The 18,476-nt window shown below is 60.4% G+C and carries 18 protein-coding genes; 14 read left to right on the forward strand and 4 right to left on the reverse strand.

Translation table 11 applies throughout. The annotated features are described in order from the left end of the window. Positions 1-213 precede the first annotated feature (213 nt). Positions 214-2,334, reverse strand: coding sequence for a mechanosensitive ion channel family protein (locus tag BK667_RS03400; RefSeq protein ID WP_123596822.1), 2,121 nt, complete (start codon positions 2,332-2,334; stop codon positions 214-216). Positions 2,335-2,631: 297 nt separating this feature from the next. Between BK667_RS03400 and BK667_RS03405 the strand changes: the two genes are divergently transcribed. The 5 genes from BK667_RS03405 (at position 2,632) to BK667_RS03425 (ending at position 8,014) form a co-directional block, all read left to right on the forward strand. Continuing rightward, a complete protein-coding gene (locus BK667_RS03405) occupies positions 2,632-3,834 on the forward strand; it encodes an MFS transporter (protein WP_123596799.1) in 1,203 nt (400 codons plus the stop codon). 197 nt (positions 3,835-4,031) lie between these two features. After that, positions 4,032-4,958 carry a DUF72 domain-containing protein gene (locus tag BK667_RS03410; RefSeq protein WP_123596800.1) on the forward strand — a complete coding sequence of 309 codons (927 nt, stop codon included), beginning with the start codon at positions 4,032-4,034 and terminating at the stop codon, positions 4,956-4,958. Continuing rightward, entirely contained in the window at positions 4,955-5,752 is a 798-nt protein-coding gene (locus BK667_RS03415) for an endonuclease/exonuclease/phosphatase family protein (protein WP_123596801.1), read from the forward strand. The genes BK667_RS03410 and BK667_RS03415 overlap by 4 nt, the downstream gene beginning before the upstream one ends. Further along, positions 5,749-7,041 carry a cardiolipin synthase ClsB gene (gene clsB / locus BK667_RS03420; RefSeq protein WP_123596802.1) on the forward strand — a complete coding sequence of 431 codons (1,293 nt, stop codon included), beginning with the start codon at positions 5,749-5,751 and terminating at the stop codon, positions 7,039-7,041. The genes BK667_RS03415 and clsB overlap by 4 nt, the downstream gene beginning before the upstream one ends. Further along, on the forward strand, positions 7,028-8,014 hold the full coding sequence (locus BK667_RS03425) for a lysylphosphatidylglycerol synthase domain-containing protein (RefSeq protein WP_123596803.1): 987 nt from the start codon (positions 7,028-7,030) through the stop codon (positions 8,012-8,014). Before clsB ends, BK667_RS03425 begins: the two co-directional genes overlap by 14 nt. A 113-nt stretch (positions 8,015-8,127) precedes the next feature. On the opposite strand, the gene BK667_RS03435 is transcribed toward BK667_RS03425, so the two are convergent. From BK667_RS03435 to BK667_RS03445, 3 genes are all read right to left on the reverse strand, one after another. After that, the gene (locus tag BK667_RS03435) at positions 8,128-8,886 is read right to left on the reverse strand and encodes an alpha/beta hydrolase family protein (protein WP_123509938.1); all 759 of its coding nucleotides are present in this window, start codon (positions 8,884-8,886) and stop codon (positions 8,128-8,130) included. After that, a complete protein-coding gene (locus BK667_RS03440) occupies positions 8,876-9,985 on the reverse strand; it encodes a DUF3182 family protein (protein ID WP_123596804.1) in 1,110 nt (369 codons plus the stop codon). Before BK667_RS03440 ends, BK667_RS03435 begins: the two co-directional genes overlap by 11 nt. A 304-nt stretch (positions 9,986-10,289) precedes the next feature. Next, a complete protein-coding gene (locus BK667_RS03445) occupies positions 10,290-11,285 on the reverse strand; it encodes a GlxA family transcriptional regulator (protein WP_123596805.1) in 996 nt (331 codons plus the stop codon). Positions 11,286-11,386: 101 nt separating this feature from the next. Between BK667_RS03445 and BK667_RS03450 the strand changes: the two genes are divergently transcribed. The 9 genes from BK667_RS03450 to BK667_RS03495 all read left to right on the forward strand — a co-directional run bounded on the left by BK667_RS03450 (position 11,387) and on the right by BK667_RS03495 (position 18,419). Continuing rightward, on the forward strand, positions 11,387-11,941 hold the full coding sequence (locus BK667_RS03450) for a cysteine hydrolase family protein (protein WP_123596806.1): 555 nt from the start codon (positions 11,387-11,389) through the stop codon (positions 11,939-11,941). Positions 11,942-12,251: 310 nt separating this feature from the next. Beyond that, complete coding sequence (locus BK667_RS03455; protein ID WP_123509942.1) at positions 12,252-12,833, forward strand: YjfI family protein; 582 nt, start codon at positions 12,252-12,254, stop codon at positions 12,831-12,833. A 24-nt stretch (positions 12,834-12,857) separates the two neighbouring features. Beyond that, the gene (locus tag BK667_RS03460; RefSeq protein ID WP_123509943.1) at positions 12,858-13,556 is read left to right on the forward strand and encodes a PspA/IM30 family protein; all 699 of its coding nucleotides are present in this window, start codon (positions 12,858-12,860) and stop codon (positions 13,554-13,556) included. A gap of 175 nt (positions 13,557-13,731) precedes the next feature. Next, positions 13,732-14,295: a rhomboid family intramembrane serine protease gene (locus BK667_RS03470; RefSeq protein ID WP_123596808.1), complete on the forward strand. Its 564-nt coding sequence runs from the start codon at positions 13,732-13,734 to the stop codon at positions 14,293-14,295. Positions 14,296-14,354: 59 nt separating this feature from the next. Beyond that, positions 14,355-15,389: a potassium channel family protein gene (locus tag BK667_RS03475; protein ID WP_123596809.1), complete on the forward strand. Its 1,035-nt coding sequence runs from the start codon at positions 14,355-14,357 to the stop codon at positions 15,387-15,389. Then, entirely contained in the window at positions 15,376-16,062 is a 687-nt protein-coding gene (locus tag BK667_RS03480) for a DUF2491 family protein (protein ID WP_123596810.1), read from the forward strand. The genes BK667_RS03475 and BK667_RS03480 overlap by 14 nt, the downstream gene beginning before the upstream one ends. 14 nt (positions 16,063-16,076) lie before the next feature. Continuing rightward, positions 16,077-16,505 (forward strand): DUF350 domain-containing protein, encoded by a 429-nt coding sequence (locus tag BK667_RS03485; protein WP_123509948.1) that lies wholly within the window; start codon positions 16,077-16,079, stop codon positions 16,503-16,505. A gap of 19 nt (positions 16,506-16,524) precedes the next feature. After that, positions 16,525-17,250 (forward strand): DUF1190 domain-containing protein, encoded by a 726-nt coding sequence (locus BK667_RS03490; RefSeq protein ID WP_123509949.1) that lies wholly within the window; start codon positions 16,525-16,527, stop codon positions 17,248-17,250. Between the two features lie 11 nt (positions 17,251-17,261). After that, the gene (locus BK667_RS03495; protein WP_123509950.1) at positions 17,262-18,419 is read left to right on the forward strand and encodes a glutathionylspermidine synthase family protein; all 1,158 of its coding nucleotides are present in this window, start codon (positions 17,262-17,264) and stop codon (positions 18,417-18,419) included. Positions 18,420-18,476: the final 57 nt, after the last annotated feature.

Consider the following 18,476-nt stretch of genomic DNA (forward strand, 5'->3'; position numbering starts at 1 on the left):
AGGCTTGCCCGCGAAGGCAATCTGTCAGTCAACATCTTTATTGGCTGTGACGACCTCTTCGCGGGCAAGCCTCGCTCCTACAGATGACCGCGATCGTTCCCACGCTCCGCGTGGTAACGCCTCCCCGGACGCTCTGCGTCCGCTTTGGGACGCGGAGCGTCCCGGGCTGCATTCCCACGCAGAGCGTGGGAACGATCAACGATCAGTGGGGGGTTATTGGGTACGCGGCTGATCCGGCAACAACACCGGCGAATTCTCCGGCGTTGGGCCCTCCTCTTCCACTCCATCCACCACCCGATGCGGCATCAAAACCTGCTGTGGATAAGTCTGTGCGAAGTGCACCCACGGGCTGTTATCCACAAGCTTTTTCAAGCGCTGGTTGAATGCCCGGCTCACCGCATATTGCCCGCCCGACACCGTGCGGAACTGCGCCGTCAGCACCACACCGTTGAGGTCCATTTTGTCGACGCCGAAGACGTCCAGCGGCCCTTGCAGGTTGTACTTGAGGAACGCATCGTCGCGGATCGAATCCCCGGCCTCACGGATCAGCTCGATGGCCTTGTCCACATCAGTGTCATAGGTGAACTGCACCGAGAAGAACGCATAGGCAAATTGCCGTGATTGGTTGGTCACAGCCTTGATCTGCCCGAATGGCACCGAATGCACAAACCCCTTGCCGTCGCGCAGGCGCAAGGTGCGAATGGTCAGCCCTTCGACAGTACCGGCGTGGCCGGAGTCGAGCACCACCCAGTCGCCGATCGACAGGGTGTCTTCGATGATGATGAACAGCCCGGTGATCACGTCCTGCACCAGTTGCTGCGAACCGAAACCGATAGCCAAACCGACCACCCCGGCACCGGCCAGCAACGGCGCGACGTTGATCCCGAGGTTAGCCATGGTGGTGATCGCGCAGATCACCACCAGGATGATTTTGATCGCGTTGCGCAGCAGCGGCAGGATGGTTTTTACCCGCGTACTCGGTTGCCGTGCCGAGCGTTTGCTGACCGGCGGCTTCAGCGCTTCCTGAATCGCCGTATCGAGCACCACCCACAACAGCCAGGTCACCAGGAAGATCAGGCCAATGCTGCTCAGCGCATTACCGATCGCTCGCCCCACCGAGTTTTGCTCGGCGAACTCGAACAGCGAAACGCCCCAGATGCGACCAAGGATTTCGATGAACGCCACCGCCATGACGATCCGCAACAAGGCATGCAGCAAGCTGAGAAAGCGATCCTTATAGGCACTGCTGCGCTGGAATTTTTCGATTTTCCGGGACTTGAACAGGTGCTGGAAAATCGTGCTCAGGAACACCGTGGCGATCAACAGGATCGTGGTGAACAGCGCGCAGCGCAGGGCTTTTTGATTGTCCTCGCCGACACCGATCAGGTTGATCGCCGAGACCATCACCATCAGCAAAATCGGCCAGTACCAGAGCCCGGAAAAAATGCGCAGGGATTCTTGCAGCGACGGTTGTTTGAGGCGCTGGGCCAAGGGGCGATTGCGGATCAGATGCGCCACCGGGCGTCTCAGGCGGATGACCAGATAACCGAAGATGATCGAGGCAAACAGCCCGGTGAATACTGCGACGCTGCTGGTGATATTGCCGCCCAATTGCCGGGCGATCTGTGGACTGGTCAACGCATCGCTGAGCGCCGCCAGAAAGCCGATCAGGAACAGCGGTTTGGGGCAGTAGTCGCGAATGATCTGCACCGCCGGGCGCTTGTGGCCGGTGTTGAACATGACGACCACGCAAAGCAGCATCGAGGTCGAGAAAATGCCGCTGCTGGTGGCGTAGGCAAAACACAGTGCCAACGCCCGCCCCGCCGAGGCTTGCAGGAAGTGACTGACGTAGAGGGTCAACGGCAGGCAGATCACGGCGGGCAGCGTGTAGGGCAGCAAATATCCGAGCAGGTCCTGGCTGCGTTGGCGGGTACGCAACCAACGGTTTTGGCTCAGGCGTTTGGCGGCAATGCCGCCGAGCACGGTGAGCAAGGCAAAAGTGCCGAGCCAGACGCCGGACAGCATCAGGAAATCGCCGGTCACGCTCCAGCCGGAACGCGCCGAGGGCTGGTTGACCAGTTTGTCGACTTCATCGGCCGCCCGATCCGCCCGCACGCGCCAGGCGTCCACCAGGTTATCGTTGAGGTCGAGTTTGTCCTGCACGTCGTCGATGCTGGAACTGATGGCCCCCAACAACCCGCCCTGGACGATGGGTTCAGGCTTGGCCGGCGCCTCGGCTGTAGCGGGAACACCCGGCAGCGTGGCGGCTTCAAGCTCGCTGCTGCCCAGAATCAGCAACGCCCCCAGTAGTATCGCGGTCTTGAACTTGAACAAAACGCGGAGCTCCTTGCGAAGGGTCTGTAAGGAACTGATCGGCAAATGGCCGGCAAGTTCGGTTTTGGCCGCGAGATAACTCCACAACCCGATCGTTCCCACGCTCTGCGTGGTAACGCCTCCCCGGACGCTCTGCGTCCGCTTTGGGACGCGGAGCGTCCCGGGCTGCATTCCCACGCAGAGCGTGGGAACGATCTTTGCGCACAGATCAAATATCAAATGCCCATCCCTGTATTTTTCCGTACAACCCAATCCTCGACACTGCGCTCCATCAAATAACCCACCGGAGTTGCAGTCATGCCCATTGCCTTGCTCGCGCTGACCCTCAGCGCCTTTGCCATCGGGACGACCGAGTTCGTCATCGTAGGCCTGTTACCCACCATCGGCGCCGACCTCGGGGTCAGCCTGCCGTCCGCCGGCCTGCTGGTCAGCCTCTACGCCCTGGGCGTGGCCATCGGCGCGCCGGTGCTGACCGCCCTCACCGGCAAAGTCCCGCGCAAATTGTTGCTGCTGTCGCTGATGGTGCTGTTTACCCTCGGCAACTTGCTGGCCTGGAAAGCGCCGAGTTATGAATCGCTGATCATTGCGCGGATCGTCACCGGCCTGGCCCACGGGGTGTTTTTCTCGATTGGCTCGACCATCGCCACCAGCCTGGTGCCGAAGGAAAAAGCCGCCAGCGCGATTGCGATCATGTTCACCGGCCTCACCGTGGCGCTGGTCACCGGCGTGCCGTTGGGGACGTTTATCGGTCAGCATTTCGGCTGGCGTGAAACCTTCCTCGCCGTATCGGCGCTGGGTGTGATCGCGTTTATCGGCAGCCTGATTTATGTGCCGAAAAACATTACCCACAGCAAACCCGCGTCCTTGCTGGAACAACTGCAAGTGCTCAAACAACCGCGCCTGCTGCTGGTGTATGCCATGACGGCGGTCGGTTACGGCGGCTCGTTCATCGCTTTCACGTTCCTGGCACCGATTCTTCAGGACATCTCCGGCTTCAGCGCCAGCACTGTCAGCCTGGTGCTGCTGGTCTACGGCATCTCGGTAGCGGTGGGTAACATCTGGGGCGGCAAACTGGCGGACAAACGCGGGCCGATCAGCGCGTTGAAAATCATCTTCGCCCTGCTCGCCGCCGTGCTGTTTGTGTTGACCTTCACCGCCGGTAATCCATGGCTGGCCCTGGCCACTGTGCTGGTGTGGGGTGCGGTGGCCTTCGGCAACGTGCCGGGCCTGCAGGTGTATGTGGTGCGTCAAGCCGAGCATCACACCCCGAATGCGGTGGACGTGGCCTCGGGCCTGAACATCGCGGCGTTTAACCTGGGGATTGCCGGGGGTGCGTGGGGCGGTGGTTTGATCGTGGCGAATATGGGGTTGATTCATACCACTTGGATCGGTGGGTTGGTGGTGTTGGTGGCCCTGGCGTTGACCATGTGGAGTGGGCGGCTTGATCGACTGGGTCCTGTCTACGCCGAAAGCTCAACACGCGTCGTCGCCGGTCACTGATTGCTTTTGTAGGAGCGAGGCTTGCCCGCGAAGACGGCGGCACATACAGCATAGATGTGACCGGTGGACCGCTATCGCGAGCAAGCTTTGCTCCTACAGGTGTGATGCGTTGCGTATGTACCGTCCGTAGCCCCGTCGAAACTTTCTCGTTTGCCCGACAGTCATCCAAAAATGGCGGGCAAACGACGGGAGGACACATGGCGGCGATTCATATCGGTATTTCCGGCTGGCGCTACACACCATGGCGCGGGGGGTTCTACCCGAAGGGGCTGACCCAGAAGCGCGAATTGCAATTCGCCTCACGAGCGGTCAACAGCATCGAAATCAATGGATCGTTCTACGCCCTGCAACGGCCTGCACGCTATCTTCAGTGGTACGACGAAACCCCACAGGGCTTCGTCTTCAGCGTCAAGGCCCCGCGTTTCATCACCCACATCCGGCGCCTGCGGGACATCCACATTCCCTTGGCTAATTTCTTTGCCTCCGGGGTGCTGGAGCTCAAGGAAAAACTCGGCCCGATCCTCTGGCAATTCCCGCCGAGCTTCAAATTCGACGCCGAGCTGTTCGAACACTTCCTCGAACAATTGCCCCACAACACCGAGCAAGCCGCCGCCCTCGCCCGCCAGCATGATTCGCACTTGCACGGCCACGCCAGCCTGAAGGCCCACGGTAAAAAAACCCTGCGCCACGCCGTGGAAATTCGCCATGAAAGTTTCGTCGATCCGGTCTTCACCCGCCTGCTACGACGCTACAACACCGCTCTGGTGATCGCCGACACCGCCGGTAAATGGCCGTACCGCGAAGACCTCACCAGCGATTTCGTCTACTTGCGCCTGCACGGTGCCGAAGAGTTGTACGCCAGCGGCTACACACCCCAGGCGCTGAAACGCTGGGGCGACCGGATCGAGGCCTGGAACCACGGCCAACAACCGACTGACCCGCATCTGATCGCGCCACGCCAAAAACCCAAAGTGCGCAAATCCCGGGAAGTGTTCTGCTATTTCGACAACGACATCAAAGTCCGCGCGCCCTTCGACGCCCGCAGCCTGCTTGAACGCTTTGATCTCGACAAAGACCTCGCCACCCGCCCCGGCGAACCCGCCGCCGAAGGAGTGCTGTCATGAGCATTTCCGAACCGCTCGGCAGCACCGATGAGCAGCAAACCATCATCACCGCGGTGCGCCGCTTTACCGTGCTGACGGTCAACACCCATAAGGGTTTCACCGCGCTCAATCGGCGCTTCATCCTGCCCGAACTGCGCGAAGCGGTGCGCAGTGTCTCCGCCGACGTGGTGTTTTTGCAGGAAGTCCACGGCACCCACGAGCAGCATCCCCAGCGCTACAGCAACTGGCCGACCATGCCGCAATACGAATTCCTCGCCGACAGCCTGTGGCCGCAGTTCGCCTACGGCCGCAACGCGGTGTACCCGGCGGGCGATCACGGCAATGCGTTGCTGTCGAAATTCCAGATCATTCGTCACGACAACCTCGACGTGTCCATCAGCGGCCACGAGAACCGCGGCATCCTGCATTGCGTGCTGCGCCTGCCCGGTGACGGTCAGGAAGTGCACGCGATTTGCGTCCACCTCGGGCTGCATGAAGCTCACCGCACAGCACAACTGAAACTGCTGGCCCGCCGCCTCGCAGAGCTGCCAGACGACGCGCCGGTGATCGTCGCCGGTGACTTCAACGACTGGCGCCAGCGCGCCGATGCGCTGCTTAAACCCTCGGGTTTGCGCGAAGTCTTTGCCGAACACCATGGCAAACCGGCCCGCAGCTTTCCGGCGCGCTGGCCGGCGCTGCGCCTGGATCGCATCTACATACGCAACCTCAAGGCCAGCCGTCCGCAAGTGTTGGCGGCCCGGCCCTGGTCACACCTTTCTGACCATGCACCGCTTTCGGTGGAGATCGAGCTATGAACCCTCCCTCGATGGAAAAAACCACCGTGGAACAGATCTCCGCGCCGCCGATGGGCGAGCCCGCAGCGGTGGACGTCGAATATGCCTGGCAAGGCAACAACCGGGTCGTGCTGCTGGAAAACGGCGAAGCCTATTTCCCCAGGGTGTTTGAGGCCATGCGCCAGGCCAGGACGGAAATCCTCCTGGAAACCTTCATTGTGTTCGAAGACAAGGTCGGCAATGAGCTGCAGCAAGTGCTCATCGAAGCGGCCCGCAGGGGCGTGCGTGTCACCGTCAGCTTCGACGGTTTTGGTTGCGGCGAGCTAAGCACCGGCTATCTCGCGGCATTGAATGAGGCCGGCGTGCACATTCAGATATTCGACCCGGCGCCCAAGCACCTGGGCTTTCGCACCAACTGGTTCCGCCGCCTGCACCGCAAGATTGTGGTGGTCGATGGCACGATTGCGTTTCTCGGCGGGATCAACTTTTCCGCCGACCATCTGGCCGACTTCGGCCCCGAAGCCAAGCAGGATTACTCCGTGGAAGTGCAAGGCCCGGCGGTGGCGGACATTCATCACTTCGCGCTGCTGCAAAGTGGTCGTCCGGCCCGGGCCAAGTATTGGTGGCAACGGCGCCGGCAGCGGCGTTCGGAGTTGGCCTTCAGTGATCATGACGGCCAGGTTCGGCTGGTGTACCGCGACAACGGCGACCACCGCACGGACATCGAAGAGGTTTATCGCCAGGTGCTGCGCAGCGCCCAGCGCCGCGTGGTGATCGCCAACGCCTACTTCTTTCCCGGTTATCGCCTGCTGCGGGAGATCCGCAACGCCGCGCGCCGTGGCGTGGAGGTGCGCCTGATCCTGCAAGGTCAGCCAGACATGCTGGTGGCCAAACTGGCCGCGCGCATGACCTACGACTACCTGCTCAAGTCCGGCGTACAGATTCACGAATATTGCGAGCGGCCGCTGCACGGCAAAGTCGCCCTGGTGGACGAAGACTGGTGCACCGTCGGTTCGAGCAACCTCGACCCGTTGAGCCTGTCGATGAACCTGGAAGCCAACGTGCTGATCCGCGATCGCGCCTTCAACCGCGAACTGTTCGAGCGTCTTGAAGACCTGAGCGCCAACCATTGCAAGGCGATGTCGCCGGATAAAGCCCCGCGCGGGCGGGTCTGGCATATGACCGTCGGGTTTCTGGTGTTCCACTTCCTGCGGCACTTTCCTGCGTGGGCGGGTTGGCTGCCGGCGCACAAGCCGCGTCTGAAAGCCTTCATCCATCCGGCCGGGAGCGATCATCATGAGCCACTCTGACGCACAACCGGCCACCCACGCCGCAAGCCCTGCAAAGTCCCGTTGGAGCCGCTGGAAAAAACCGCTGACGATCCTGTTTTTCCTGGCGCTGATTGTGTTGTTCACGATGCTGGCCCAGCGCATCGAATGGAACGAAGTGTTCGACACCCTGGCCGATTTCAAGGTGCGCACGCTGATCATTGCATCGGCGATAACGCTGCTCAGCTTCCTGGTCTACGCCTGCTTCGATCTGATCGGCCGCACCTACATCCGCCAGGACCTGACCTGGAAACAGATCTTGCCGGTGGGGATCATCAGCTACGCCTTCAACCTCAACCTGAGCGCCTGGGTCGGCGGCATCGCCATGCGCTATCGGCTGTATTCGCGGCTCGGCGTGAGCAAAAGCAACATCGCGAAAATCCTCGGGCTGAGCCTGGCGACGAACTGGTTTGGGTACATGGTGATCGCTGGCGCCATCTTCAGCAGCGGATTGGTCAGGATGCCGCCGGGCTGGAAGCTGAGCAGCGATGCGCTACAAGGCGTCGGGGTGTTGCTGCTGGTGGTGAGCGCCGGGTATCTGGTGGCGTGCCGGTTTTCCAAACGCCGGGAATGGGCGATACGCGGGGTGGAAATCGACTTGCCATCGCTGCGCATGGCGGTGCTGCAATTGGCGCTCGGGGCGTTGAACTGGTCGTTGATGGCGGCGGTGATTTTCACCCTGCTGCCGAGCAAGCTCGATTATCCATTGGTGCTGGGGGTGTTGCTGATCAGCGCGATTGCCGGGGTCATCACCCACATCCCGGCGGGGCTTGGGGTGTTGGAGGCGGTATTCGTGGCGTTGCTGCAACATGAGGTGTCGCGGGGCAGTCTGGTGGCGGGGTTGTTGGCGTATCGGGCGATTTATTTCATCTTGCCGCTGTTGATTGCGTTGGTGATGTATCTGGTGGTGGAGGCCAAGGCCAAGTCGTTGCGGATTGCCAAGAAACCTTCTTGAGCGTTGTGGTGAGGCGCAGGACGCCTTCGCGGGCAAGCCTCGCTCCTACAGGTTTTGCGCAAGACCTGTAGGAGCGAGGCTTGCCCGCGAAGGGTCTCAAGAACACCGCAAATTCAACTGGACTGAATAATGCTCAACCGCTCACCCACCACCATTTCCGTGATCCAGTCCACCAGGATCGAGGTGTAGGCCTGCTGAGCAACCGGGTCGGTCAAGGCGTGGTCGGCGCCGTCGATGATGCGGTGGGTCAGGGAGTGCGTCTGCTGGCACGCCGCGCGGTAACTCATGATGGTCGCGTGGGGGATGTGGTCGTCAGTCTCGGATTCCACCAACAACACATCCCCGGTAAACGCCGCGCAGGCATGCAGCGCCCGATTGTTCTCGGAATGCACCAGCGTGCTGCGGTAATCGAGCAAATCCACCTTGTCCAGATCGCGCTTGGGCGTGTGCCATTGCTCGTCGCGATACAGCGCCGGCACCCGCAACGCCAGCCAGCGCACCGGGCGCAAGGACGTGAGAATCGCCGCCAGGTAACCGCCGTAACTGGTGCCGACCACTGCAATCGCCGACGTGTCGAGGGCCGGATGCGCGAGTAAGCGATCGTAGGCCGCCAACAGGTCGCGCAGGTTGTCTTCGCGGGTCACCTGGGACAAGGCAATGCCGGTGCCGCCCGTGTGCCCGCGCAGGTCGAAGGTCAAACAGACACAGCCCAAACCGGCGATGCCTTTGGCCCGTTCCAGGTCCCGTTCCTGACTGCCACCCCAGCCGTGCACAAACAACACGCCCGGGACTTTCGATTTGGGGCTGAGAAAATGCCCGGTCATCTGTTCGCCGTCGATGTCGATTTCAATGGTTTCGCTTCTAGCCGTCATAGGATTTGACCGTTACGTACTTGAGAAGAAAGTCACTGTCTTGCGCGGGGCCACGGTACACCTCAATGGCGTCCGCCGGCAGCGGCTGGGCGATGTAGGTTTCCACCGAAGACACCCGAATGGCGCGCATCCCGGGGTCGTTGACGAAGCTCTGCAGCGCGGCGACTTCAGCGCTGCTGGCACCGCCCATGCGCCAGGATTGTTCGAGCACGCCACTGCGTTGCTTACCGTTACTGTCCAGGCCCTGGGCGATGTCGTAATTGCGGCGCGAGGCGTAGAAACCGGGGTAAGCCTCGTCCGCCGCGTTGTCGAACACCTGGGCTTGCTCAATCGCCAGACGCACATCGTCGGGCAGTTCCAGTTCCAGCAAATCCTCGTAGTAACCCTGGACCACCAACAGGTTCGAACCTCCATAAACCTGCTCGCCTTGAGCGTCTTCGGTCAAGTATTGATCCCCGCAATAGCTCAGCACTTTGTCGCCGATAAACGCCTGACCGACACTGTGGGTAATGACTTGGTCGAGGTCCTGTTCCAGCACCACACCTTCAGTAAATAGCTGTTCGGCGTCGGGCCGAGCAAGGATGGCATCGAACTGGTCGAGGCTCTTGATCACTTCCTGACCGCGCCCGGCGCAGGCGTGAATCGGTTTGAGGCGGATCGGGCCGCTGTAGAGCAAGTGTTCCGCCGCTGGCCGCGCATCCTCCAGGGCAAACACACTGAGGCCATCGAGCACGACGTTGCGCACCCGTTCGGAAAACAGCGGCGACCAGCCTTCCGGCGCATGGGCATTTCGATTGAGTAAACCGTGGCTGATGGCTTTGGTGCAGATGAAGTCGTAGTCGACATAACCGCCCCACAGGTCTTCCGGCCCCTTGACGCCGAACTGAAGCGCGGCGGCGGCACCGACCAGCGTCTGGGTCGGCAACAGGTACAGGTCACGGCCACTGTGCAGTTCAGGATCGTAGCTGCCGCCGTATTTGAGCCCGAGGATCTGCGCCAGCCACCGGGCCAGCGCGCGGTTGGTTTCGACTTCGTGCAGCGGGGCTTCGGGCCGCACGGAATGGGCGACGACCAGTTTTTTGCGATTTGTTGGGGTCATGCATCCCCCTTCAATCTGCGCTGATGGGTGTGGCTGGATGGGTGCAGAGATCAAGCCAAGGCTCGCCGAAAAGAAACGGCTTTCGGATCAATCGTTTGGGTAAACGGTGATGGCTTTAGGCCCGTTTTAATCTGCACGACTTACTTCAAGCCTAGAGCATTTTGCACGATCCGAAGACTTACACCGTTCCCCCTGTGGGAGCGGGCTTGCTCGCGAATGCGATATATCAGCCAACATTAGTGTCGACTAACAGACCGCATTCGCGAGCAGGCTCGCTCCCACATGGGAATAGTGGTGAGGCGGGTTAGCGAGCCACGCTTACGGGCGGTGTCACCCCAAACCTCGCCCGATAATCACTCGGCACCAGCCCGGTGATTTTCTTGAATGTGGCGCGAAACGCGCTCGGGTCCTGGTAACCCACGGTCCAGGCGATGTGGTCGATGGTGCCGTTGGTGAACTCCAGCATTTCCCGGGCCTTGCCGACTCGCAGATGCTGGCAGTACTCGGTGGGTTTCAACCCGGTGGCCGCGCGGAAACGGCGCAGGAAGGTGCGCTCTTCCAGCCCGGCTCGCTCGGCCATCGCCGTCAGCGAAACATCGGTGGCCCCGGTGCTTTGCAGCCAATGTTGGACCTTGAGAATCGACGCATCACCATGGCTGAGAATCGGTGCGAAATTGCTGCCGCACTGGCTCGCACTGTCGCTGTGCTCCACCACCAGAAACCGTGCGGTGCCGCTGGCGATGCTCGGCCCGAGCAAACGGTCGACCATGCGCAAGCCCAGCTCGGACCAGGCCATCAGTCCGGCGGTGGTAATCAGGTCACCGTCATCGACGATGGGTGTATCGGCCAGGAGCTTGATCGTCGGGTAACGTTCGGCAAAGGTTTTGGCGGAGGTCCAGTGGGTGGTGGCGCTGCGACCGTCGAGCAAGCCGCTCTCGGCCATCAGGATCGACCCCACGCAAACGCCGCCCAGGGTCGCGCCTTGGGCATGTTGCTGGCGAATCCAGCGAATCAATCCCTGGGGTGCCTGGCTTTCGGAGAACCCGCCAATCGATGGCGGAATCATCACCGCCACCAACCCGCCGTCCGCGCCGGGATGACTGTCATACACCCGCTCGGGCACCTGATCGCCCTCGCCCTGCCAATGACTGACCCGCAACAACGGCAACTGCGCCGTCTGATGCTCGGCGGCGATTCGGTTGGCCACCCCGAACAAGTCCGTCAACCCATGCACCGCCGCCATCTGCGCGCCGGGATAGATCAACACGCCCAGTTCGGCGACTGCCCTTTCTACGCCCATTGTCAGTTTTCCCCCTTCTATTGTCGGTGCGGCCAATCCTCGAATGGTCGGCCAGCGCCAATACTTCATTCCACACCCACTCACACTTCGAGGAAACACCCATGGCCAAGCAAGCGCTCATCGTAGTTGATATCCAGAACGACTACTTCCCCCAAGGCAAGTGGCCGTTGGTCGGCGCCGACGCTGCGGCGGACAACGCGGTACGTCTGATCACAGCCTTCCGCGAGGCCGGTGATCCGGTGGTGCATATCCGCCACGAATTTACCTCCGACGCCGCGCCGTTCTTCACCCCGGGCTCCGACGGCGCGAAGCTGCACCCCAAAGTCCTCAACCGCGCTGACGAACCGGTGGTGCTCAAGCACTTCGTCAACTCGTTCCGCGAAACCGAACTGGAAGCCATCCTCGATGAGCAAGGCATCGAAAACCTGGTGGTCGTCGGCAGCATGAGCCACATGTGCGTCGATGGCATCACCCGCGCCGCCGCCGACCTGGGCTACAGCGTGACGGTGATCCACGACGCCTGCGCCACCCGCGACCTGGAGTTCAATGGCGTCACGGTGCCGGCGGTCCAGGTGCATGCGGCGTTTATGGCGTCGCTGGCGTTTGCTTATGCCAGCGTGGTGTCGGCTGGTGAATTCCTTGGAGCTGGGCGCTAACGGCGTTACCTGAAACGGATCAACATCAAAAGATCGCAGCCTTCGGCAGCTCCAACAGAAGGCAATTAGAGGCCCGTAGCGTTTTTGCGCTGCGGGCCTTCGTGTTTGTGTTGCAAAAAATCTCACGCGTGAGCTATTGAGGGCATCCAAAAATCACTGTAGTGTTTCTCACGCGTGAGATTTTCACAACGGAGTCACCAGTATGAAAAGTAGCTCTCCAACAGGTCCGCCTGCCGAGCCTGTTACCGATACAGCGAGCCGCAAGGGAGAGCGCTCGAAACCGTCCGCGAAAAAACCATCGAGCTTTTATATGAAGCAGATGCGCGCGGGCCTGGGTGCCGCCGGTTATGTGAAACACGAGACTTGGGTGCTTCCCGAAAACCGAAGCCTGCTCAAGCAGATGGAGAAACAGCTACGCCAACCGATCCTGGCTGGCTCATTCATGTCGGAGAATTACATGAGCGCAGGTACTAACTGGAACATCGACCGCCTCTTCAGCGCCTTCCAGGCCTTGGATGAAGTGGTTTCCAACGACATCACTCTGTCCCTCGTTCAGGGCTCCGAGTCGAGCATCAAGCTGGAAATGAATGACTTCGGCGGCTTGCCGATCTACATCGCGGTGGTGGGCGAACAGATCATTGTCGACACCGTGCTGGTGGACGTCGAATCGATCAAGGACGTGCCAGCCTTCAACGATGCCGTGCTGCGCAGCCGCGAACTGTTCCCGCTGTCCTCGATTGGTATCGAGTCGATGCCGAACGGGCAGATCGTCTACAACATGTTCGGCGCATTGAGCTCCGACTCGAGCCTGACCAACGTCGTGACCGAGGTCAAAACCCTCGTCGACAATGTGCAGCGCGCCAGCGAAGCCTTTGAACGTTTCTTCCATTAATTTTTCAGGAATAGGGATTACCCAATGACTCAGTCCATTTGGAGCAAATTGTTCACGGCGCTGCGCGGCGGCGCCAGTGAAGTCGGCGAGTCCATCGTTGACCAACAGGCCCTGCGTATCCTCGACCAGGAAATTCGCGATGCTGACAGCGCCCTGGCTAACGCCAAGCGTGAGCTGGTCACCATCATGGCCAAGCACAAACTGTCGGCAGATCGCGTGGCCGAGTACAACGCCAAGATCAAGGACCTGGAATCCAAGGCCATGGCCGCGATCCAGGCCAACCGCGAAGACTTGGCGATGGAAGTGGCCGAAGCCATTTCGACCCTGACCAACGAACTCGATGTCGAGCAGAAGCAGGCCACCGAATTCGGCGGTTACGCGGACAACATGCGCAAAGACATCACCAAGGCCGAAAACCGCATCAAAAGCCTGCGCCAGCAAGTGGACATGGCCAAGGCTCGCGAAAGCGTACAGAAAGCCCAGGTCAGCGCTTCGATCGCCAGTGGCGGCGCCAACGGCAAGCTGGAAACCGCCGTCGGTACGTTGAATCGCCTGCAAGCCAAACAGCAGCAACGCGCCGCTGAACTGGAAGCCCAGGACCAACTGGCCGACGCATCGACCGGCACTGATCTGGAACGCAAACTGCGCGAAGCAGGGATTACCCCTGACACCGGCAGCGCCAATGCGATCCTGGAGCGCCTGAAGCAGAAATCGGCTGAGTAACTAACCCAGGCATTTCTTGCATGATGCAATAACCTGTGGGAGCGAGCCTGCTCGCGAATAGGGAGAGTCAGTCGACATCGTTGTTGCCTGACACACTGCCTTCGCGAGCAGGCTCGCTCCCACATGGATTGCGCTGAAGTGATTGCTTTCTCTTTTGTTGGAGTCGAGGTCAAGGATGGATGCCCTGAAGGGTTTCAAGATAATCGCCGGCCTGGCGATTTTCATGGTCGCGCTGCAAGTGCTCAACGCCGTCACCGGCTACAGCCTTCTCGCATTTGGCCTGGTCCCGCGAACCCTCTACGGACTGCCCGGCATCCTCACTTCGCCTTTCCTCCACGCGTCTTTTTCGCACCTGAGCGCCAACCTGATTCCGTTTTTGATCCTCGGCATCCTGGTCATCATCGACGGGCTCAACCGCTTTATCGCCGTCAGCGCAATCATCATCGGGCTGGGCGGTTTGCTGGTGTGGCTGTTCGGGTTTTCCGGCGTGCACATCGGCGCCAGCAGCTGGGTGTTCGGGCTGTGGGCGTATATCCTGTCCCGCGCCTGGTTCCAGCACAGTTGGGGCAATTTGATCACCGCCGTTGTGGTCGCCTTGTTGTATGGCGGTCTGGTCTTTGGCTTTCTGCCTCGCCACGGGGTTTCCTTCGAAGGGCATCTCGCCGGAGCCTTCGCCGGATTTATTGCAGCCAAGGTACTTCTCTCGGCGCCCGGCAACAGGTTTAATGCCGCCCGGTAATGCAGATTCGGGCCGCGCGCATTACCTGGAACGAGTATTCCCACGGAGTCAGGGACGTCATGTCGATTTTTCTTTTATTACGCGTGTACGCCTCGACCTTCTTCCACCGTTTCGGCTGGGCAGGATTGGCGATTGCCTTGGGCATCCACCTGAGCACGGCTTATCTCGGCCTGGTGCTTCTGGGCGAACAACACCTCACCGCCCCCGCCACGTTTACCTACTTCTATCTCACCACCACGCTGACTGTCGGCTACGGCGATCTCGCGCCGCAAACCTCGGCCGGGCGCGTGTTTGTGGCTACCTGGGTCATGCTCGGGGGCATTGCGCTGCTGACCGCAGCCATCGGCAAAACTACCAGCAGCGTCATCGATGTATGGAGAAAAGGCATGAAGGGCAAAGGCGATTTCACCGGCAAGTCCGGCCATACGGTGCTCATCGGCTGGGAAGGCGCGTCCAGCGAGCGGGTCATCGAGTTGCTGCTGGAGGATGAAACCTCCAACGATAACCTGATCGTCATTTGCGACTGCGACCTTGAAGAAAACCCCATGCCGGGCAAAGCGGCCTTCATCAAAGGCGAAAGCCTGTCCTCCAGCGCATTGCTGCTGCGCGCCGGCGTCCCCGGGGCCGAACGCGTGCTGGTGCGCACCCATTCCGACGACCTGACCCTGGCCACCGTGCTGGCGGTCAATCAACTGAATCCGGTCGGACACGTGGTCGCGCACTTCAATGAAAGCGAAATCGCCGCCCTCGCCAGCTCTTACGCGCCCAGCCTGGAATGCACCTCAAGCATGGCCATCGAAATGCTGGTGCGCGCCTCCCAGGATCCGGGCTCCTCTGTCGTCATCAACGAGTTACTGTGTGTGGGCCAGGGCGCCACGCAATATCTGATGAAACTGCCCGAAGCCTATATGGCAACATTCGGTGAGCTGTATACGCAGATGAAAGAACGCCACAACGCCACCCTCATCGGCTACCGCGCCAAGGGTGCGCAACAACCTTCGATCAATCCGCCCAACGCCACGCGCATTGAGGGCGGTGAACTCTTCTACATCGCCTCCACTCGCCTCAAGGAAATCTCCAATGGGATGGTTTAAACAGTTGATGGGGCTTGAGGCCCCGGCCCCGAGTTCCAACTCAAACCCGAACTCGAAGTGGACAGACAATCACACCGCGCCGGTTGTCGGCCCGCTGGGTCTGGCCCAAGGCAAGGGCGTGATGTTCGACAGCACCCTGAAATTGCTGCTCGACGAAAAAACCACCGTGACCATCCCCGGCTCCCAGCAGATCTGGAGCGTCGGCCATGTCGATCTCGGCCAGTCGACCTGGCTGTCGCGCTATTACATGAACGATGAAGACTACTGGCTGCAAGTGCACACCACCGGCGAGATCGATGGGCAGGTCGAGTCGGTGATCCTGTTCAATTACCTCAGTTATGTGACCATCACCAGCGAAGCGGAATTGCGTCGGCTGGCAGGTCCGCAAAGCCTGATCGGCATGCCGACCTACACCCACAACGGCGTCGAATACACCCGTGAATGGGGCACCGAGGAGGGTCAAACGGAACTGGTTCCCCTCAGCGAACACGTGAGCAATCCGGACGACTCCTACACCATCGAGCACCGTTCGATGCTGTATGCCCGCGACACCGGCCTGACCGATCGCCGCGAGTTGCTGCTGTTTTCCGTGGAGGAAGACGCGCAAGGCACCATCAGCCTGAGCACCTCGCTGGGTATTTCGCTGTACACCACCGACTTGAACTCTCTTTAAAAAGGAAGATTCCCATGCTTGAAGCGCTCTCCATTTCCTTGAACAAGGCCGCCGTCCTCGGGTTTGTTTCGTACATCCTCGGCGCCGCCGTGTTGTTCGCGCTGTTCCAGTTCATCTACACCCGCATTACGCCGCACAAGGAGTTCGAACTGATTCGCTCCGGCAACGTCGCGGCGGCGATTGCCCTGGGTGGCGCGATCATCGGTTTCGCCATTCCCGCGAGTAATGTGATTGCCTATTCGATCAACATCCTCGACTTCGTGGTCTGGGCCGTGATTGCAGCCTTCGTCCAGTTGCTGGCATTCCTGATGACCAGCCTGGTGCTCAAGGGCACGTCCGAGCGCATCCGCAATGGTGAAATCGCTGCCGGCATCTATGTGGCAGCCGTGGCCATCAGCGTCGGCATGCTCAACGCCGCGTGCATGACCCCTTCCCAGAACTGAGCGCGACACGGAGATTGTGATGAAACGAAGCAAGTACGTTCAGCTCTCGCTGGCCGCGTCGGTCGCCATGGCGATCTCAGGCTGCGGGCCGACGGAAAAAACCTACCCGGTGCAGAAGAAATACAACTTCCAGTCCGTTCAGCAGTGTGCCGATGAGAAGCTGCCGGTAGACGTCTGCTCCGACGCCTACATGAAGGCCATGGCCGAACATCGCCGCATTGCGCCGGTGTACGACAACCAGGCCGACTGCGACGCTGACTTTGTCCCCGACTGGTGCCAGCAGGATTCCGCCGGCAAGTTCATCCCCAAGCTCGGCGGTTTCGAACTGAACGCCGAAGGCGAAGTGACGCAATCCCAAGTGGACGCCGCGAAGGCTCAATTGCCAGCCTCGGAAGCGAGCGCGGCCGGTTCGGGCTTCTCCGGCAGCAGCCTGCTGACCGGTTTGCTGATCGGCAACATGCTGAGCAGCAACCGCAACAGCTACTACTCCGAGCCGGTGTATCGCTACCGTGATGATCGCGGCGGTTACTCGAACTCAACGCTCGCCCAGCGGGTCTCGACCGGCTCGACCTTTAACCGGTCCAATCAGGCGCGCTACGGCAGCAGCAACTACAGCGACACCATCACCCGCAGCAAGGCGGCGACGGTTGCCTCGGCCACCTCTCGCGGCGGCTTCGGCAGCCAGGCCAGTGCACGCAGTGGCTGGGGCGGATCGAGCAAGAGTTCTGGCGGCTCGAGCAGTTAAGGAGCAGGGCCATGAAGAAAATCCTCTGCGCCGAGCGTCATGACTGGAAACAGACTGCCGAAAGCCTCGGCTTTATGTTCCACACCATCGACGACGAACCCTATTGGGACGAGAGCGCGTATTACCAGTTCACGCTCAAGCAGATCGAGAACGATCTGGAAGACCCGACCACCGAGCTGCATGACATGTGCATGGACCTGGTGGCCCGCGTGGTGCAGAGCGAGGAATTGCTGGAGCGCTTGAGCATTCCCGCGCCGTTCTTCGACCTGGTTCGCACTTCATGGCTCGAAGGCCACCCGCATTTGTACGGGCGCATGGATTTCTCCTACAACGGCACGGGGCCGGCCAAGTTGCTGGAACTCAACTACGACACGCCGACCAGTCTGTATGAAGCGGCGGCGTTTCAGTGGGGCTGGCTGGAACAATGCATCGAACGCGGTCTGCTGCCCAAGCACGCCGACCAGTTCAACAGCATCGACACCAAGCTGCATCAGGCTTTTGCTCAGTTGCAGCTGACGAAGCCGTTCTACTTCGCCTCGATGAAAGACTCGGTCGAAGACAAAGGCACCACCGATTACTTGCGCCTGATCGCAGAAAAGGTCGGTATCGAATCCCGCCACATCGATCTCGAAGACATTGGCCTGACCAGTGACGGACGTTTCGTCGATCTGGAAGATCGCTGGATCCCGCACCTGTTCAAGCTGCACGCCTGGGAATTCATCTTCCACGAACCGTTTGGTGCCGCGATCGCTCAGAGCGATACGCAGTTTTTCGAACCCGCCTGGAAATCGATCATCTCCAACAAGGGCATCCTGCCGTTGCTGTGGGAGTTCAACAAAGGTCACCCGAACCTGCTCGCGGCGCACGTGGATACCGACCCGAATAAAGCCGTGCCAAAAGGTTGGGTACGCAAACCCTACTTCTCCCGGGAAGGCGCCAACATCGAGCTGCAAACCGCCGATGGTCTGATCGTGAAAGAGGACGGGCCCTACACGGATGCGCCGTTTATCCTTCAAGAGTTTGCCCCGTTGCCCCGGTTTGGCGACAGCTTCACGCTGGTGGGCTCGTGGGTGATTGGCGACCAAGCCGCCGGCATCGGCGTACGGGAAGACAACAGCTTGATCACCAAGGATTCAAGCCGGTTTTTGCCGCACCTGATCCTCGATTGATCGGTACTTCACTTATAAAAACGCCCGGTGCCGTGCATCGGGCTTTCGGGTGAAACA

The organism is Pseudomonas frederiksbergensis, assembly GCF_003732705.1.
Taxonomy (GTDB): Bacteria; Pseudomonadota; Gammaproteobacteria; order Pseudomonadales; family Pseudomonadaceae; genus Aquipseudomonas; species Aquipseudomonas frederiksbergensis_F.

Bases quoted from the DNA above. Each gene is read 5' to 3' on its own strand.
- BK667_RS03470 (WP_123596808.1), top strand. From the start codon at position 13,732: ATGGATGCCCTGAAGGGTTTCAAGATAATCGCCGGCCTGGCGATTTTC.
- BK667_RS03445 (WP_123596805.1), bottom strand. From the start codon at position 11,285: ATGGGCGTAGAAAGGGCAGTCGCCGAACTGGGCGTGTTGATCTATCCC.
- BK667_RS03475 (WP_123596809.1), top strand. From the start codon at position 14,355: ATGTCGATTTTTCTTTTATTACGCGTGTACGCCTCGACCTTCTTCCAC.
- BK667_RS03495 (WP_123509950.1), top strand. From the start codon at position 17,262: ATGAAGAAAATCCTCTGCGCCGAGCGTCATGACTGGAAACAGACTGCC.
- BK667_RS03405 (WP_123596799.1), top strand. From the start codon at position 2,632: ATGCCCATTGCCTTGCTCGCGCTGACCCTCAGCGCCTTTGCCATCGGG.
- clsB (WP_123596802.1), top strand. From the start codon at position 5,749: ATGAACCCTCCCTCGATGGAAAAAACCACCGTGGAACAGATCTCCGCG.
- BK667_RS03455 (WP_123509942.1), top strand. From the start codon at position 12,252: ATGAAGCAGATGCGCGCGGGCCTGGGTGCCGCCGGTTATGTGAAACAC.
- BK667_RS03480 (WP_123596810.1), top strand. From the start codon at position 15,376: ATGGGATGGTTTAAACAGTTGATGGGGCTTGAGGCCCCGGCCCCGAGT.
- BK667_RS03460 (WP_123509943.1), top strand. From the start codon at position 12,858: ATGACTCAGTCCATTTGGAGCAAATTGTTCACGGCGCTGCGCGGCGGC.
- BK667_RS03425 (WP_123596803.1), top strand. From the start codon at position 7,028: ATGAGCCACTCTGACGCACAACCGGCCACCCACGCCGCAAGCCCTGCA.
- BK667_RS03410 (WP_123596800.1), top strand. From the start codon at position 4,032: ATGGCGGCGATTCATATCGGTATTTCCGGCTGGCGCTACACACCATGG.
- BK667_RS03450 (WP_123596806.1), top strand. From the start codon at position 11,387: ATGGCCAAGCAAGCGCTCATCGTAGTTGATATCCAGAACGACTACTTC.
- BK667_RS03415 (WP_123596801.1), top strand. From the start codon at position 4,955: ATGAGCATTTCCGAACCGCTCGGCAGCACCGATGAGCAGCAAACCATC.
- BK667_RS03440 (WP_123596804.1), bottom strand. From the start codon at position 9,985: ATGACCCCAACAAATCGCAAAAAACTGGTCGTCGCCCATTCCGTGCGG.
- BK667_RS03490 (WP_123509949.1), top strand. From the start codon at position 16,525: ATGAAACGAAGCAAGTACGTTCAGCTCTCGCTGGCCGCGTCGGTCGCC.
- BK667_RS03485 (WP_123509948.1), top strand. From the start codon at position 16,077: ATGCTTGAAGCGCTCTCCATTTCCTTGAACAAGGCCGCCGTCCTCGGG.
- BK667_RS03435 (WP_123509938.1), bottom strand. From the start codon at position 8,886: ATGACGGCTAGAAGCGAAACCATTGAAATCGACATCGACGGCGAACAG.